General features: G+C 70.4%; 15 protein-coding genes. 7 read left to right on the top strand and 8 right to left on the bottom strand.

Features of this window, described 5'->3' with window-relative positions:
• The 3 genes from IEY93_RS35965 to IEY93_RS35955 form a co-directional block, all read left to right on the top strand.
• On the top strand, positions 1-606 hold a 606-nt coding region (locus IEY93_RS35965; RefSeq protein WP_506344925.1), incomplete at its 5' end, for a methyltransferase domain-containing protein.
• Between the two features lie 581 nt (positions 607-1,187).
• On the top strand, positions 1,188-4,055 hold the full coding sequence (locus IEY93_RS35960; RefSeq protein WP_189167640.1) for an immunoglobulin-like domain-containing protein: 2,868 nt from the start codon (positions 1,188-1,190) through the stop codon (positions 4,053-4,055).
• A gap of 69 nt (positions 4,056-4,124) precedes the next feature.
• Positions 4,125-4,544, top strand: coding sequence for a YkvA family protein (locus IEY93_RS35955; protein WP_229691757.1), 420 nt, complete (start codon positions 4,125-4,127; stop codon positions 4,542-4,544).
• 42 nt (positions 4,545-4,586) lie between these two features.
• Here the strand turns inward: IEY93_RS35955 and IEY93_RS35950 are convergent, their stop codons facing one another.
• Positions 4,587-4,976: an Lsr2 dimerization domain-containing protein gene (locus IEY93_RS35950; RefSeq protein WP_229691756.1), complete on the bottom strand. Its 390-nt coding sequence runs from the start codon at positions 4,974-4,976 to the stop codon at positions 4,587-4,589.
• A gap of 234 nt (positions 4,977-5,210) precedes the next feature.
• A complete protein-coding gene (locus IEY93_RS35945) occupies positions 5,211-5,849 on the bottom strand; it encodes a TetR/AcrR family transcriptional regulator (RefSeq protein ID WP_229691755.1) in 639 nt (212 codons plus the stop codon).
• 72 nt (positions 5,850-5,921) lie between these two features.
• Here IEY93_RS35945 and IEY93_RS35940 point away from each other — a divergent pair, with 72 nt between their 5' ends.
• The 3 genes from IEY93_RS35940 to IEY93_RS35930 all read left to right on the top strand — a co-directional run bounded on the left by IEY93_RS35940 (position 5,922) and on the right by IEY93_RS35930 (position 7,775).
• Entirely contained in the window at positions 5,922-6,329 is a 408-nt protein-coding gene (locus IEY93_RS35940; RefSeq protein WP_189167638.1) for a VOC family protein, read from the top strand.
• Entirely contained in the window at positions 6,326-6,775 is a 450-nt protein-coding gene (locus IEY93_RS35935) for a cupin domain-containing protein (protein ID WP_189167637.1), read from the top strand. Before IEY93_RS35940 ends, IEY93_RS35935 begins: the two co-directional genes overlap by 4 nt.
• A 238-nt stretch (positions 6,776-7,013) precedes the next feature.
• On the top strand, positions 7,014-7,775 hold the full coding sequence (locus IEY93_RS35930; protein ID WP_229691754.1) for a M23 family metallopeptidase: 762 nt from the start codon (positions 7,014-7,016) through the stop codon (positions 7,773-7,775).
• Positions 7,776-7,941: 166 nt separating this feature from the next.
• On the opposite strand, the gene IEY93_RS35925 is transcribed toward IEY93_RS35930, so the two are convergent.
• Positions 7,942-9,036, bottom strand: coding sequence for an epoxide hydrolase family protein (locus IEY93_RS35925; RefSeq protein WP_189167635.1), 1,095 nt, complete (start codon positions 9,034-9,036; stop codon positions 7,942-7,944).
• A 102-nt stretch (positions 9,037-9,138) separates the two neighbouring features.
• Here IEY93_RS35925 and IEY93_RS35920 point away from each other — a divergent pair, with 102 nt between their 5' ends.
• Positions 9,139-9,600, top strand: coding sequence for a MarR family winged helix-turn-helix transcriptional regulator (locus IEY93_RS35920; RefSeq protein WP_189167634.1), 462 nt, complete (start codon positions 9,139-9,141; stop codon positions 9,598-9,600).
• Between the two features lie 31 nt (positions 9,601-9,631).
• Here IEY93_RS35920 and IEY93_RS35915 read toward each other — a convergent pair whose 3' ends face one another.
• From IEY93_RS35915 to IEY93_RS35895, 5 genes are all read right to left on the bottom strand, one after another.
• Positions 9,632-10,609: an AraC-like ligand-binding domain-containing protein gene (locus IEY93_RS35915; protein WP_189167633.1), complete on the bottom strand. Its 978-nt coding sequence runs from the start codon at positions 10,607-10,609 to the stop codon at positions 9,632-9,634.
• Positions 10,610-11,014: 405 nt separating this feature from the next.
• Positions 11,015-11,605 carry a GTP-binding protein gene (locus IEY93_RS35910; RefSeq protein WP_189167632.1) on the bottom strand — a complete coding sequence of 197 codons (591 nt, stop codon included), beginning with the start codon at positions 11,603-11,605 and terminating at the stop codon, positions 11,015-11,017.
• Positions 11,586-11,936: a DUF742 domain-containing protein gene (locus IEY93_RS35905; protein ID WP_203968292.1), complete on the bottom strand. Its 351-nt coding sequence runs from the start codon at positions 11,934-11,936 to the stop codon at positions 11,586-11,588. The genes IEY93_RS35910 and IEY93_RS35905 overlap by 20 nt, the downstream gene beginning before the upstream one ends.
• Positions 11,933-12,358: a roadblock/LC7 domain-containing protein gene (locus IEY93_RS35900; RefSeq protein WP_189167631.1), complete on the bottom strand. Its 426-nt coding sequence runs from the start codon at positions 12,356-12,358 to the stop codon at positions 11,933-11,935. Before IEY93_RS35900 ends, IEY93_RS35905 begins: the two co-directional genes overlap by 4 nt.
• 31 nt (positions 12,359-12,389) lie before the next feature.
• Positions 12,390-14,978, bottom strand: coding sequence for a sensor histidine kinase (locus IEY93_RS35895; protein WP_189167630.1), 2,589 nt, complete (start codon positions 14,976-14,978; stop codon positions 12,390-12,392).
• Positions 14,979-14,994 lie beyond the last annotated feature (16 nt).

The raw sequence follows: 14,994 nt of genomic DNA, 5'->3' as shown, positions 1-14,994 counted from the left end.
GAGAAGAACGCCGAGTATGACCGGCTGATCGCCACCTGCTCGGTGCGCTACGTGCCGATGCCGTGGATGTGGCAGGTTCGCGATGGCGGGACGATCACCGCTCCGCTGACCGGGTGGATGCGCGGAGTCGCGTTCGCGCATCTCACGCTGGGCGACGACGGTACGGCGCGCGGGCGCTTCCTCGAAGAGGACATCTACTTCATGACCGCCCGCCCCCACGGCCCGCCTCCCGTGGCCTCTCCGTACCTCGCGGGCGGGGAAGTGCGGGAGAGCCGGGTGGACCCGCGCGTCCTGGACGACCCGGCCGGGCTGTTCGTAGCGCAACTCGGCGCGCCGTCGGCGGTTCGACTGGGCGGTGGTGACGAGGTCATCCTGTGGGATGTGGCCACTGGTTCGCAGGCCGTCACCCGGCCCGACCCGGCTGGTGGGTGGACGGTCCGCCAGCGCGGGCCACTGCGGCTGTGGGACGCGGTCGAGCACGCCGTGCTGGCCTGGCAGAACGCGGGCTCCCCGCACCAGTCCGCGTACGGGCTCACCATCACCGCAGGTCGTCAGTACGTCTGGCTGGGCGAACCCGACGGGCCGAGCTGGGACCTGCCCGTCTGAGCGAGGTGCACAGTGTCGACGGCGCCGGAGTGGGCGAGCGGCAGGGCTTGACCTTTCCGGTCATCTGCGTCGGCCCGAGCAGGGGATGTGGCGAGCAGCAGGCGACCGGCATCGGCGGTAGAACTCGCATGACGTCGTAACACCGGTCGCATTGGTGCGTGCTGAGTGCCGGCAAGAAACCTTTGGTCTTGCGTGGCTTTCGTCGGTTCACTCGGAAGTTCGGCCTCATGTGAGGCTTTCTTTCGCTGGGGCCGGAGGTTAGTGTCTGGATCAAGACCCGGACATCTGTGACATATAGCCACGTCCCTCTCAGTTCGCCCCCACCCCCCACATCTCACAGCGAGGTGAACTTTGTCTGTGCTGCCCTCGTCTTGCCGGAGCGCTCAACAACGCCTGATCACGCTGGACCTCGCCGGCACGCCGGCCGGCCCCGCCCCGGACGGAGCCGTACCCCACGCGTCCACCGCGACCGGATCAAGGAGGACCATGTGAGATCGCGACGGCAAAGCTCGCGCCACAGGCTGATCCGGAAGGGCAGAGGTGTCGCGGGCCTGGCCCTGGGTGCGCTTCTCCTGGTCTCGTTGGCGGCGACGCCCTCGCAGGCCGCCGAGGAGGAGCTCAACGAGGGTCTGGTGCACCACTTCGCCCTCGACGAGACCAGCGGGACGACGCTGGTCAACTCGGGTAGCGCGGGCTCGGCGGCGAACGCCACCCTCGTGAATCCGGCGAAGGCGACCTTGACCGGCGATGGAGTCAGGTTCAACCCGGACTCCTACGAGAGCGCCCTCGAGGGTGCGTACGTGAAGCTGCCGAACGACATCACCGCCGGCATGTCGAACCTCACCGTCGACTACGACGTGTGGATCGACCCGGCGAACGTCGGCGAGCACCAGATGTGGGGCTTCGGCGCGAAGTCCGGCTCGTGCGACCTCGACACCGGCGCCCAGGGCTCGATCTTCGCGTCGAACACCCAGCGGTTCCGTATCGGGGTCGGTTCGGCGAACCTCCAGCAGAACCGGGTCCGCATGCTCGAGGGAGCGTGGACGCACGTCACCTACACCCAGACGCTGAACGCGAACGGTACGAGCTGGACCGGCCGGCTCTACCTCGACGGTGTGCTGCACGCGACGTCGGCGAACCTGACCACGCCGCCGTCGGTGAACGCCGCGGGGACCAACTGCAACTTCCTCGCCCGCTCCCAGACGTCGGGCCACTACTCGTTCCGCGGGACGCTCCGGGACTTCCGGGTCTACGACCGGGCGGTGAGCGTTGACGAGACGCTCGCCCTGGCGAAGAAGACCGTCTCCGATGGCGTTCACGCCGACGCCGCCGCCATCGACCTCGGCCTGACCAGCGCGATCGTACGCGACATCGTGCTGCCCAAGGTGGGCTCCGTGGCGGGCTCGGCCATCACGTGGACGAGTTCGGACCCGTCGGTCGTCGCGGTCTCCACCCCGCCGGCCGTCGCCAGCGCACGCAAGGTCGCGGTGACCGGCAAGATCACCCGGCCCGCGCAGGGGCAGCCGGACGCGATGGCCACGCTCACGGCGACCGTCCGCAAGGGCGCCGGGGAGGTCACCACACGGGAGATCCCCATTGTGGTGAAGGCCGAGTTCGACGACGCGCAGGCGGTCGACCGGGACACGTTCGACCTGGCCCTGTACGCCACCGGCGACGTGCGTGGAAACATCGACCTTCCCGCCGGCGGCGAGTTCGGCTCCACGATCACCTGGAAGTCGACCACCGACCTCGTCACCCCGGCGGGCAAGGTGACCCGCCCGGCGTTCGGCCGTCCGGATGTCACCGCCACCCTGACGGCGACCATCACCAGGGGGTCGGCCTCGAAGACGAAGTCGTTCCCGGTGACCATCACCGCCAAGCCCCGTTCCGAGGAGTACGAGCGGTACTTCATGGGGTACTTCAAGGGCGAGGGGATCGCCGACGGCGAGCAGATCATGTTCGCGACGTCCAACGGGAACACCGCTCTGGACTGGACCGGGCTGACCGGCGGCCGGCCTTCGCTGATCTCCCAGCTGGGCGACCAGGGCCTTCGTGACCCGCACATCGTCCGCTCACCCGACGGCGACACGTTCTACATGATCGCGACCGACCTGAACTGGTACGACCAGGGCGGATACGCCATCAACGACACCCAGTACATCGAGGTGTTCGAGTCGCACGACCTGGTGAACTGGACTCCTCAGCGGCACGTGAAGGTCGCGCCCGACAACGCGGGCAACGCCTTCGCACCCGAGTCGCTGTGGGTCGAGGAGATCGGCGCCTACGCCGTGTTCTGGGCGCAGTCGCTGTGGAACGACCCCGTGAACCGCACCGGTCAGGGGAACGCGCAGATGTGGTACACCACGACGCGCGACTTCCAGACGTTCTCCGCTCCCAAGGTCTGGCAGAACCCGGCCCCGCTGTCGCGGATCGACACGACCGCGATCCGGGTCGGTGACCAGTACTACCGCGTGACCAAGAACGAGGCCGGCAACCAGGGCTCGGACATCTTCTCGGAGAAGCACACCGACTTCCTGGACAGCAATATCAACAACTGGACGTTGCTCGCCCCGGCCCTGGGGCGCACGACGTGGGTCGCCAACCAGGGGTACGAGGGGCCGGTCGTCTTCAAGGCCAACCCCGGCGACACCGCCTGCCCCGGCCAGTTCTACCTCTGGGGCGACCGGTACACCAACGGTGGGGGATACCAGGCCGCGTGCCACGAGAACATCGAGGCGCCGACCTGGAACGCCAAGGCGCTCACGATGACCAACGCGGGCGTCGTCCGGCCGCGTCACGGCACCGTGATCCCGATCACCCTCCGCGAGTGGAACGACATCCGCGGGATCCCGAACAGCGACGTCACGACCACCACCAAGGTGGCCGTCGAGCCGTACGCGAGCGGGGCCCAGACGACCACGGCCACCGCCACGGTCGAGGCGGCCGACGGGTTCGAGACCGGCGGACAGGTGCGGTTCAGCGTCGGCTCGTGGTCGAAGCTCGCCTACCTGGACGACGGCGCGGCCACGGTCACGCTGCCGGCGGGTCTGCCCGCGGGTACCCGGACGGTCAAGGCCGAGTACCTCGGCTTCGACCACCTGAAGGCGTCGGAGGGCACGGTGTCGTTCGAGGTGCCCTCCGGCCCGAACGCCGTCAAGGTCCACGCGAAGGCCGCGCCGGCGTCGGTCGTCCGCGGAGACACGTTCCGGCTCAACGTGACCGTCGAGCCGGCGCGCGGGCCGAAGCACAACGCTCCGACCCCGACCGGCGAGGTCACCGTCACGTTCGGCGGCACCGTGCAGGTCGTGCCACTGGTGGACGGCAAGGCCGTCGTCACGCTGCGGACCGCCGATCTGCGGCGCGGGAAGTACACGGTCCACGTCGCCTACTCCGGCAACCCGACCTACCGGCCGCACGCCGCCGACTACCAGAAGCTGACGGTACGGTAGCCGACCGGCGAGCCGCCGCGACCGCCGGCGGCTCGCCGGCGCGGGCCAGGTCACGTACGGGAGCGGGCGATGATGACCGGTGTGTGGGGATGGGACCTGCTGATCGGGATCGCGGTCGCGCTATTGGTGACCTGGCTGGTGCTGATCGTGGCCCTGGCGGTCGCGCGGCCGCGGGGAGGTCTGCTGCGGGAGGCGTTGCGGCTGCTGCCCGACGTGCTCCGCCTGGTGCGCCGCCTGGCCGCCGACCGTGACCTGCCCCGCGGGGTACGCGTCAGGCTGGCGCTGCTGACGGCGTACCTGGCGTTCCCGATCGATGTGGTGCCGGACTTCATCCCCGTGCTCGGGTACGCCGACGACGCCATCGTGGTCACCGTGGTGCTGCGCTCGGTGGTACGGCGGGCCGGTCTGCAAGCGGTACGCCGGCACTGGCCCGGGACGGACGACGGTTTCGCCGTCCTGGCGCGTCTGACCGGCCTGGACAAAGCATGATGCGGCGTTCAGGCCGGTACCACCCGCAGGCCGTGGTCCCGCTCAGGCGGCCGGGGTCGCTTCGCTCTGGTCCTCCGGCGCCGTGTCCGTGGCGGCGGCGTCGGGGTGGGCGGCGATGAACTTCTCGATGAGCTCGTCGGGGAGTTTGCCGCGGGCGGGGACGTCAAGGCCCTGCTCGCGGGCCCATTCGCGGACGTCGGTGAGGGTGTGGCCCTGCAGGCGGGGGGAGGTGTCGGCGGCCTTCTTCGCGCGGGTGGCCTGCTTCACCTCGCGGGAGCTTTCGAGGACCTGCTCGATGAACGCGAGGGCCTCGCTCAGCCGCTGCTGGTTGGCCTCGGACAGGTCGATGGCGAAGGTCCGGTTCAGCAGCGGGAACTCCCGTCTCGCCACGTCATCGCCCTCGGAGTGGTCGAGGTCGTCAACCAGTATCACCTTCTGCGCCACGTGCGGCCCTTTCCGGATGGATCATCTGCTGTCTGCCTGGACCGTGGCATCATACTGGTGTTCGAGAAAAGATCGTGCGATCGACCCGCCAAGAAGGAGGTCGCGGTCGCGATCGTAGGTCTCTCGCCACATGCTGCCAGGAAGGCGGCTCACTGCAGTCGACGCCGTGCTGAGACTGCACCTCGTTCTTGGTCGAACCCAGCCGGTCCCCGGTGGCTCCCGTCAGGAAGCAGGGGCTTGGGCGGGTGGGAGGAGGTTGTGGGCGAGTTGGGCGGCGGTCCAGGTCTCCCATTGGGTGGTGGTCCAGCCGCACTCGCGGGTGAGGACGAGGAAGAGGTCGGGCGACAGTAGTCCGACGGTGATGTCCGTGGCCTGCCGCTCGGTGAGATCGGGGCGCAGGGTGCCCGACTCGGCCATGATCTGGACGAACGTGCCGTGGGCGATGCGCCGTTCCTCGCTGTTGCGCGTCCACTGCGCCTCCATCTCGGCGTCGCCCCTGGCGGAGTGGACCACGGCGAGGACGGGGGCGACGCGGTCCAGGATGGTGGCGCTGGCCTCGACCCAGCGCCGGATGAGGACGGCGGGGTCGTTCGCCCGCTTCAGTTCGGCGAACCAGGGCCGGTCGAGCAGCGCCACGGGCTCGTCATCACCGGCGGAGGCGACGTCGATCACCTGCTTGAGCAGCCCGCTCTTGGTGCCGTAGTGGAAGTAGACGGTCGGCACGGAGACGTCGGCGGCGTCGGCGACATCCTGGAACGTGGTCCCCGCGTAGCCCTTGGCGACGAACAGCTTGTGGGCGGCATCGATGATGCGTCGTCTGGTCTGGACAGACCTGCGATTCCTCCCCTTGACCTCCGCCACTTTATTAGAGTACCACTTTAAAGTATGACTATAAATTCATGGCTTCGCCCTGCACCGGCGCGGAGGTGACGGATGGCTGCGTTAGGCGGCTTCCACCACGTCAAACTGCCCGTCTCCGACGTACGCAAGAGCGTGGAGTGGTACGGGCGGGTGCTCGGTCTCGAAGTGGCGATCGAGTTCGTGGAGTCGGGCGTGCTGCGTGGCGTTGCGCTGCGCGACCCGGCCGAGAGCCTCATGCTCGCGCTGCGGGAGGAGCCGGGGCGCGCGGCGGGGCTTGCCGGGTTCGATCCGGTGGCGCTGGCCGTGCCGACCCTCGACGAGCTGACGGCATGGGCCCGCCACCTGGACGAGGTGGGCCAGCCGCACACCGGCGTCGCCGAAGGCAGCATCGGCTGGCTGATCGGCGGCATCACCGACCCCGACGGCATCGAGATCCGGCTCTACACCATCGAGAAGAAGACTCCTGGAGCCCCGGCATGAGCGCTCTCCACCTGCCTCCCGGCGAAGGCGCCACCCATCTGTTCCTCGGTACGACCATGACGGTCAAGGCCGGCGGCTCCGACACCGGGAACGCGCTCAGCCTCATCGAACAGGTCTGCCCGCCGGGCTTCGCCACGCCGCTCCACGTGCACCACCAGGACGATGAGGCGTTCTACGTGCTGTCCGGCACCATCGAGCTGCACTGCGGCGAGCGCATATGGCAGGACGGGCCGGGAGCGTTCGTACTGCTGCCCCGCGAGTCGCCGCACGCGTTCGTCAACCGCGGGGAGGAGCCGCTGCGTCTGCTCCAGCTCACCTGGCCGAGCGGCTTCGAACACTTCGCCGCCGAGGTCGCCGCTCTCCCTCCCGGACCTCCCGACCCGGCCGTCCTGGCCGAGATCGCGGCCCGCCAGGGCTACGAGATCCTCGGCCCACCGCCCGCGTGACCGCGTCTCCGGCGGCCGGCGATCAGCGAGTGTCGCCGGTGCGCCGGGTGGATGGCTGCGGGCTCTGGACAAGTTGATCAACCGGGTGACAGTCTTGCCGGTTGTGCGAGCGAAGATCCTTATGATGGCCGTTTGTAGTGGGTTGGTGGCTTTGGGGGGTTCCGCGGTGGCGGACGCCGCCGCGGGGCGGAGTGTGGGCCCAGGCTTCCAGTTGCCCTTCCCGTGCGGGGAGACCTGGGTGGGCAGCAGTGGCAGCTTCGCCCACACGGGGAACGAGATCGACTTCAACGGCAGTGCGAACGACGGCAACAAGGACCTGGGGCGGACCGTCGTGGCCGCGGCGGCCGGCACCGTCGTCACCTCGGCGTACCAGACGAGCAACGGCTTCGGGAACCTGGTCAAGATCCGGCACTCGGACGGCAGCACGACCCTGTACGCGCACCTGAACGCCCGGTCGGTCGGCCAGGGCGCCTCGGTGAAGCAGGGGCAGAAGATCGGCACGGTAGGCCACAGCTCGGCGAAGTACAACCTGGTGGCGCACCTGCACTACGAGCAGCGCTCGTCGTCCGGCAAGAACGTCAAGACGTCCTTCAACGGGGCGACCTTCAAGTACCCCGGGCAGAAGATCACGTCCAAGAACTGCGGCGGCGGCGCAGCCCCGCCGAAATCCACCTCCGCCAACCCCTACACCGCGGCGAAGGTCTGTGGCGCGGGATTCGGCCAGGTCGACTCGGCGCCGCTCGGCTCGCAGGGCCGGGTGTACCTGATGTACTCCTCGGCGACCGGGCAGAACTGCGTCGCGACCGTGCGCAACAGCGTCAGCGGCACGGTCGCCGCCAGCGCCTACCTGGAGGTCCGGGGCAAGGCCCGGCAGACCGACTCCGGCAAATTCCAGTACTACGCGGGCCCGGTGCGCGCCAAGGCCGTCCGCACCTGCGTGAAGTGGGGCGGCTCGATCGGCTCCGCCAGGTACGACAGCCCGTTCGAGCACTGCGGCTGAGCGGGATTCCCACCCGGCCGGTGCGGAACCCGAGCGGGTTCCGCGCCGGCCGGGCCGTGAGTCTCCGTTCCAGGGGCGGCCATCGGTGGGCTTCGCCGCCGCTGGTCGACGGGAACGCGGTTGTGGCCGGGCCGGTGGCGTCGGGCGGACCGGGGCCGGTGTGGCGTCAGCGCAGGTCCTGGAAGAACGTGCGGACGTCCTCGGCGAACAGGTCGGGCACTTCCAGGGCGGCGAAGTGGCCGCCGCGGTCGAACTCGCTCCAGTGCGCGATGGGGGACGACAGTTCGGCCAGGGGCCGGATGGCCTGGATGATGTCGTGGGCGAAGACGGCGACGCCCAGCGGAGCCGGCCCGGGCGAGGGACGGCTGGACATGCTCTCGCGGATGAACCGCGCCGCCGAGGCCGTGGTGGCGGTGAACCAGTAGATCGCGACATCCGTCAGGATGCGGTCGGTGCTGATCTTGGATGCCGGGTCGGCCCATTCGGTGAACTTCTCGGCGATCCACGCGAGCTGCCCGGTGGGTGAGTCGTTCAGCGCGTACGACACGGTCTGCGGCCGGGCGGCGTAGAGCAGCTGGTGGGGGTGCCGGTTGACCATGAGCTGCCTGATCCGTGCCAGGCGGGCCTGGTCCTGCTCGGACAGCTCGGCTTCGCCGGTCCAGCCGGGCGGCGGGGGCGTGGGCAGGTAGTTGACGTGCACGCCGACGACGTTCTCCGGGGCGATGGCGGCCAGGGCGCGGGAGATCCCGGCGCCCCAGTCGCCGCCCTGGGCGCCGTACCGCCGGTAGCCGAGCCGGTGCATCAGCTCGGCCCACGCGCGGGCGACGCGCTCGACGCCCCAGCCGCGTTCCCGGGCGGGGCCGGAGAAGCCGAAGCCGGGGATCGACGGGATGACCAGGTGGAAGTGCTCGGACAGCGGGCCGATCACGTCGAGGAACTCCACGATCGAGCCGGGCCAGCCGTGGGTGAGGATCAGCGGCAGCGCGTCGGGGTCGGCGGAGCGCACGTGCAGGAAGTGGACGTTCTGCCCGTCGATCTCGGTGGTGAACTGCGGGTGCCGGTTGAGTTCGGCCTCGTGCTCGCGCCAGTCGTACGACGTCCGCCAGTACTCGGCCAGTTCGCGCACCTGTTGCAGGGGGATGCCGTAGTCCCGGCCGGCGTCGGGCAGTTCGTCCGGCCAGCGGGTGCGTGCCAGCCGGTCGGCCAGGTCGTCGAGGTCGGCCTGGGGGACGGCGATACGGAACGGCTTGATCGTGGTCATCGGGGAGGCTTCTTTCTGTTGGACCATCTAACGTTCGCGGGACAAACGTTAGCACGACCAACGATTCATGTCATTAGTCTCCCTAACGACTAGGCTGGGCGCATGGAGACTCCGGCTCAGGACCCCTCGCACGCCGCCCTGCTGGGCATGCCGAGCTGGCTGATCAGTCAGACCGCCGTGCACGCCGGGCGGCTGGTGAACGAAGGCTTCGCGGCGGTCGACGCCCGGGGCTACCACTACCGCCTGCTCGCGACGCTGAAGGAGTCAGGTCCCGCCAGCCAGGCCGATCTCGGCCGCCGCAGCGGGATCCACTTCAGCGACATGGTCGCCACGGTCAACGAGCTCGCCGAGCGGGAGCTCGTCACCCGCGCCCCCGACCCGGCCGACCGGCGGCGCAACGTCATCACCATCACCGAGGCAGGGCGGGAGCAGCTCGGACGGCTGGAGAGGCAACTGGCCAAAGTGCAGGACGAGCTGCTCGCGCCGCTCTCGCCCGACGAACGCGACCAGCTGACCGGCCTGCTGCTCCGCGTGCTGACCCACCACATCCGCAGGCCGGCCTGACCCCCGCTGGGACGGGCTCCGCCCGCCGGTGTCATTCGGCGGGGCCCTCGCTCAGGACGAGATTGCGGTAGGCGGAAGGCGGCATGCCGTAGGTGGACTGGAAGGCCCGGGTGAAGTGCGGGGCCGAGAGGAAACCCCACCGGGTGGCGACGAGGTGGACGGGCCGGTCGCGCAGCGACGGGTCGGCCAGCTCCCGCCGGCACCGCTCCAGGCGCTGCGCGCGGATCCACCCGGCCACGGTGGCCTTCTCGTTCTCGAACAGCCGGTGCAACTGGCGCAGCGAGATGCCGTGCGCGGTGGCGATCGCGCCGGGGGACAGGTCGGGGTCGGCCAGGTGGTGCTGGATGAACGCGTGGACGCGCAGCAGCAGCGTACGCCGGTGGGGTTCGGCGGGCGGGGCGGCGTGCGAGTCCAGGTGGGTCGTGAGCAGCAGGGTGACCAGGTCGATCAGACTCGTGCCGAGCCGGGCCAGGGTGGCGGTGCTGAAGTCGCCGTCGCAGGTGGTGAGCCGGGTCAGGAAGTCCCGCAGCAGCCCGCCGACGCCCTCGCGGGCCGGCAGGGTGGTCGCGGTCAGCGCTTCGATCTTGCGGGGCGGGACGGGCAGCAGCCGGCGCGGGAACTCGACCATGAAGCCCCGGGTCTCGGTGGCCGAGAGCGTCGCCACCCGGTAGGGCCGCGACGTGCCGTACAGGGTCAGCTCATACGGGCGCAGCTCCGTGGATCTGCGGTCCTGGGTCACCGTGGCGCCGCCCTGCACGGGGAGCACGAGTTGCATCATCTCCGGGTCGGACCGGCGGATCATCTTCGGGGTGCGCTGCAGCCCGCACGTGGAGGTGACGGCGAGCGAGGTGGCCCGGACGGCGCCGAGCGACATGACCCGCGAGCGCAGGGAGAACCCCGCGGGGTCGGTACTGGTGATCTCCACCTCACCGACGACGCGCGACATCTCCCCCCGTAACAGCTCGAAGCGCTCGTCCACCGGCAGATGATCGATCTGGTAGGTCTCCACGTCCTCACTCCCTTGCTCGCACCAGGCTTGCGGTGGGCGGAGGGCCGGTCACGGTGAACGGGGAGGACGAGGCGACGCCGGAAGTACGGTCGCGGCGCTGGATGGCCGAGACCGGCCGGTGCCGTCTCGTAGGTGCATGGATCGTCGCCCCGTTCGGCGCTCACCCGTGCGGTCCCCTTGCACGGGCGGCCCGGCTGCGTGTCACCACCAGCGGGCCCCGGCCGGTCGGCACCCCTCGATCCGGTGGGGTGTCGAAAGGAGTCTGCGACGACGGGCGGACGGACGGCAAGAGGACGGGTGCCGATTGGGACGATGGGACGGCGTCCCAGCGCCGGCCTGCGGGTATGTCCGGGAGATGGGATGCCGGGGGATGTCAGGAGGCCCCCGGCGCGACCGCTTCCCGCATCACTCGAAGGCGTCGCCGACCGCGTAGGTGACCAGGGTGGTCAGGACGTCCCTGACCGAGTTCCGGTCCCGGACGTCGCACAGCAGGATCGGGGCGACCCCGTCCAGCCCGAGCGCCCGGCGGATCTTCACCGGGTCGTGGCGGCGGGCCCCGTCGAAGCAGTTGACCGCCACCACGAACGGCAGCCCGCGCTGCTCGAAGTAGTCCACGGCCGGGAAGCAGTCCTGCAGCCGCCGGGTGTCGGCGATCACCACGGCGCCGAGCGCGCCGAGGGCGAGCTCGTCCCACATGAACCAGAACCGGTCCTGGCCGGGGGTGCCGAACAGGTAGAGCCACAGCCCTTCGCGGACGGTGATCCGGCCGAAGTCCAGCGCCACCGTCGTGGTGCTCTTGGACTCCACGCCCGAGACGTCGTCCACGCCCACGCTGCGCTCGCTGAGCAGCTCCTCGGTGTGCAGAGGACGGATCTCGCTGATCGTGCCGACCAGGGTCGTCTTACCGACCCCGAAACCGCCGGCGATGAGGATCTTGAGTGCCATCGCCGGGGCGGCGCCGGTGGCCGCGGACCGATCAGAGGCTGCGTAGCGCATGCAGCACTTCCCTGTAGATGCGTTCGTCGATCGCCTGCGCGGCAGGCTTGGGTCGTTCGATGGTCACAAGGCCCTCGCGCCGCAGGTCGCCCAGGATCACCCGGGTGATGTTGATCGGCAGTCGCAGTTGCGCGGCGACGTCCGCGACCGGCGTGGGGATGCGGCACGTCCGCAGGACGGCCGTGTACTCAGGGGTCAGGTCCGCCTGCTCGAAGGTCGTGCCGACGGTCGTGACGATGGCCACCAGGTTGAAGGACTCACCCGGGGGTCGTGCACGGCCGCCGGTCAGCCCGAAGAGCCTGACCAGCGGCCCGGGATCCTCACCCGTCACGATCTTGAACCGTTCCAGGTGGGTGCCGGGGCGGCCCCCCTCGGCAGCGCGGACAGGTGCTCGCCGACCCGCTTGACCAGCAGGGCCATCTCGTAGGTCACCATGCCCAGCTCGGCGTCGCCGGCGGCGATCACGGCCAGCCGGGCGCCCTGCCCGGCCGCGGTCACGAACAGGAAACCGTCCTCCATCTCGATGATGGTCTGCCGGACGCCGCCGAGCCCGAAGTGGCGTCCCGCGCCGAGGGCGAGGCTGTGGCTGCCGGCGGAGATGGCGGACAGGTGCTCGGAGTCCTCCCTGGTCAGGCTGCGCGAGCCGCCCATGGCGAGACCGTCGGCGGACAGCACGATGGCGTGCCGGATGCCGGGGACGCGCTGGGTCAGATCGTCGAGCAGCCAACTCAGTTCAGGTCTGGTATCGGGCATCGGAATGGCCCTCCTTTCAGTTGCGCGTCTACTACTTCTGCTCGGCCTCGCCGCGGCCCTGCTGCCAGCCGCGTTGCATGGAGGACATGATGGTGAACAGCTCTTCGGGGGAGCGGGTGCTGATCTCCCGCCGTTCCGCCGCCCGTGACCGCCGTAGCTGGGGGGCCATGTTCGCCTGCCGCACCCGCACCGGCAGCCCGTCCACGTCGTCCTCTTCGGTGCTCGGCCTGAACGAGGGGTTCGGCCGGCCCGTGACGCCCGCGGAGCTCGCGGAGCTCGCGGGACCCGGCGCGGCGGGAGAGGCCGTGACCGGGGGCTGAACAGGCTGAACAGGCTGAACGGGCTGAGCGGACGACGGCGCCGGGGGAGCCGGGGCCGGAGCGGGGCCGGGAGTCGGGCGGGGGACCGCCAGGAACCAGTCGGACGGCGTCCTCCGGGTCGGGCCGGTCGGCTGTACGGGCACCTCGGGAATGACGTGCCCGCCGGAGGAGGCGCCGGCCTCGTCCGGAGCGCCGTTCCGGGGCGGGGCGCCGTTCACGCCCGGGCCGCCGTTCCCGTTGGCCGGCGCGGGCGCGCCGGAGGCGTCCGGAGCCGAGAGGGCGCGCGGCGCCGAGGGGGACGACGTCGTGAGCGCGCGCACCTGCCGGGCGACCGTGGCCGGGACGTCGGTGGAGCCGGTGGCGTCCCAGGTGGCCGTGTCGGTGAGGTCGGGCCCGGCGGCGCCCTTCTGCCCGTCCGGGGTGGCCAGCAGGGTGGTGGGCAGCAGGACGATGGCCGTGGTCCCGTCGTACGGGGAGCGCCGCAGCGAGACCTTGATGCCGTGCCGGGACGCGAGCCGGGCGACGACGAACAGGCCGAGCCGGTCGCTCTCCACCAGGTCGAACTCCGGCGGGTCGGCGAGCTTGGCGTTGAGGTCGTCCAGGATGGCCTGGCTGAGCCCGAGCCCGCGGTCCTCGACCTCCAGGGCGAAGCCGTTGGCCGCGGTCATGCCCCGCACGTACACGGTGGTGTCCGGCGGCGAGAAGACACAGGCGTTCTCCACCAGCTCCGCGATCAGGTGGATCACGTCGGCGACCGCCACGCCGAGCAGCGGCGGGGCCTGCGGCATCGGCGGCACGACGACGCGGGTGTACTCCTCGACCTCCAGCACGGCGCTGCGCACCACGTCGAAGACCGACACCGGGTCACGCCAGCGGCGGGCCGGCGTCGAGTCGGACAGGATGACCAGGTTCTCCGCGTGCCTGCGCATGCGGGTGGTCAGGTGGTCGAGCCGGAACAGGTCCTCCAGGATGCCCGGCTCCTCGACCCGGCGCTCCATGATGTCGAGCAGCGTGAGCTGGCGGTGCAGCAGCGCCTGGTTGCGCCAGGCGAGGTTGAGGAACACCTGGCCGACGCCCTTGCGCAGCCGCGCCTGGTCGACCGCGGCCTCGACCGCGGTGCGCTGTACGGCCGAGAACGCCTCGACCACCCGTTCCACCTCGGCGGTGCCCGCCGACTCGAGCTCGGGGGCCTCGGTGGCCGGGTCCACGTCGTCGCCCTTGCGCAGCCGTTCCACCAGGCGCGGCAGCCGCCGCTCGGCCAGCTCGGCCGCCGACCGCTGCACCCGCTTCAGCTCGTTGATCAGGGAGAGGCCGAACCGGTAGGACAGCAGGATCGAGGCGATGACCGCCAGCAGTCCGATGCCCAGGATCAGCCCGATGCGCCAGTACGCCGCGACCTTGTCCGCCTGGCGCGCCTCCTCCGACCAGAACAGCTCGTTCTGGGTGTCACGGACGATGGTGCGCGACAGGATGTCGGCGTCGCTCTTCCACAGGTCGGCCTCCACCGGTGGCGAGCCGTTGGTGTCCCAGTTGAACAGCCGGTCCTCCACCTCGACCAGCCGCTTGTACGGGATGCTGGCGACGAGGTTCTCGTACTGGTCGCGCAGGTCGGGGCCGACGTCGCGGCCGGCGTTCGCCATGGCGATGCGCCGGCCGGTCATGGCGGCGACGAACGCGGCACGGTCGGTCGGAGACATGCTGCGCCGCACGAGCGTGCTGGTGAGGATGGCGTTCTCCCGGCCGAGGTACTCGGCCGTGGCGCTGTAGGCCGTCATGCCGCGCACGGCCCGGTAGGACGACACGCTGCTCAGCGCGTCCCCCTCGTTGAGCTGCCGGTTGGCGTCGTCGATCAGCCGGTTGTACGCCTCGGTGATCCGCAGCGGCGGGGAGAGCGTGCCGCGGTCGGCGGCCTGGCGGAGCGTCTGGAGCGAGTCCATGGCCGACAGCAGGGTGCGCACCTGGGTGGGGGTGTCGTCGTCCTGGTTCTGCTGGCCGACCGAACCGATCACCTCGCGCAGCCGTTCGACCCGGTCGTCGGTCAGTTGCCGCTGCTGCGCGAGAGTCCGGTCGACGGCGGTGCCGCGGCGCGCCTGGGCGGAGGCCAGGCGTTCCCGCTGCAGTTCGTAGACCAGTTGGAGCACCGGTGCGCCGATGGCCTGCCAGCGGTCCTGGGTGCGGGAGATGTCGGCGATCTCCTGGACGCTGCTGTACGCGATCACGCCCCACAGGGCGACCATGGAGACCAGGGGAAGCACGAGGATTCTCAGCAGCTTCGTGCGGATCGGTCGGGGCGAGCTCATCCTTTAGTCCAATTGC

Origin of the sequence: Sphaerisporangium melleum, from assembly GCF_014646695.1 — a bacterium.
Classification (GTDB): domain Bacteria; phylum Actinomycetota; class Actinomycetes; order Streptosporangiales; family Streptosporangiaceae; genus Sphaerisporangium; species Sphaerisporangium melleum.
This window is presented reverse-complemented; position numbering and strand designations above follow the sequence as displayed.

What these genes read in the sequence shown, in the direction of transcription:
- IEY93_RS35955 (WP_229691757.1), top strand. Translation starts at nt 4,125, where the DNA reads ATGATGACCGGTGTGTGGGGATGGGACCTGCTGATCGGGATCGCGGTC.
- IEY93_RS35935 (WP_189167637.1), top strand. Translation starts at nt 6,326, where the DNA reads ATGAGCGCTCTCCACCTGCCTCCCGGCGAAGGCGCCACCCATCTGTTC.
- IEY93_RS35910 (WP_189167632.1), bottom strand. Translation starts at nt 11,605, where the DNA reads ATGCGCTACGCAGCCTCTGATCGGTCCGCGGCCACCGGCGCCGCCCCG.
- IEY93_RS35895 (WP_189167630.1), bottom strand. Translation starts at nt 14,978, where the DNA reads ATGAGCTCGCCCCGACCGATCCGCACGAAGCTGCTGAGAATCCTCGTG.
- IEY93_RS35900 (WP_189167631.1), bottom strand. Translation starts at nt 12,358, where the DNA reads ATGCCCGATACCAGACCTGAACTGAGTTGGCTGCTCGACGATCTGACC.
- IEY93_RS35940 (WP_189167638.1), top strand. Translation starts at nt 5,922, where the DNA reads ATGGCTGCGTTAGGCGGCTTCCACCACGTCAAACTGCCCGTCTCCGAC.
- IEY93_RS35925 (WP_189167635.1), bottom strand. Translation starts at nt 9,036, where the DNA reads ATGACCACGATCAAGCCGTTCCGTATCGCCGTCCCCCAGGCCGACCTC.
- IEY93_RS35920 (WP_189167634.1), top strand. Translation starts at nt 9,139, where the DNA reads ATGGAGACTCCGGCTCAGGACCCCTCGCACGCCGCCCTGCTGGGCATG.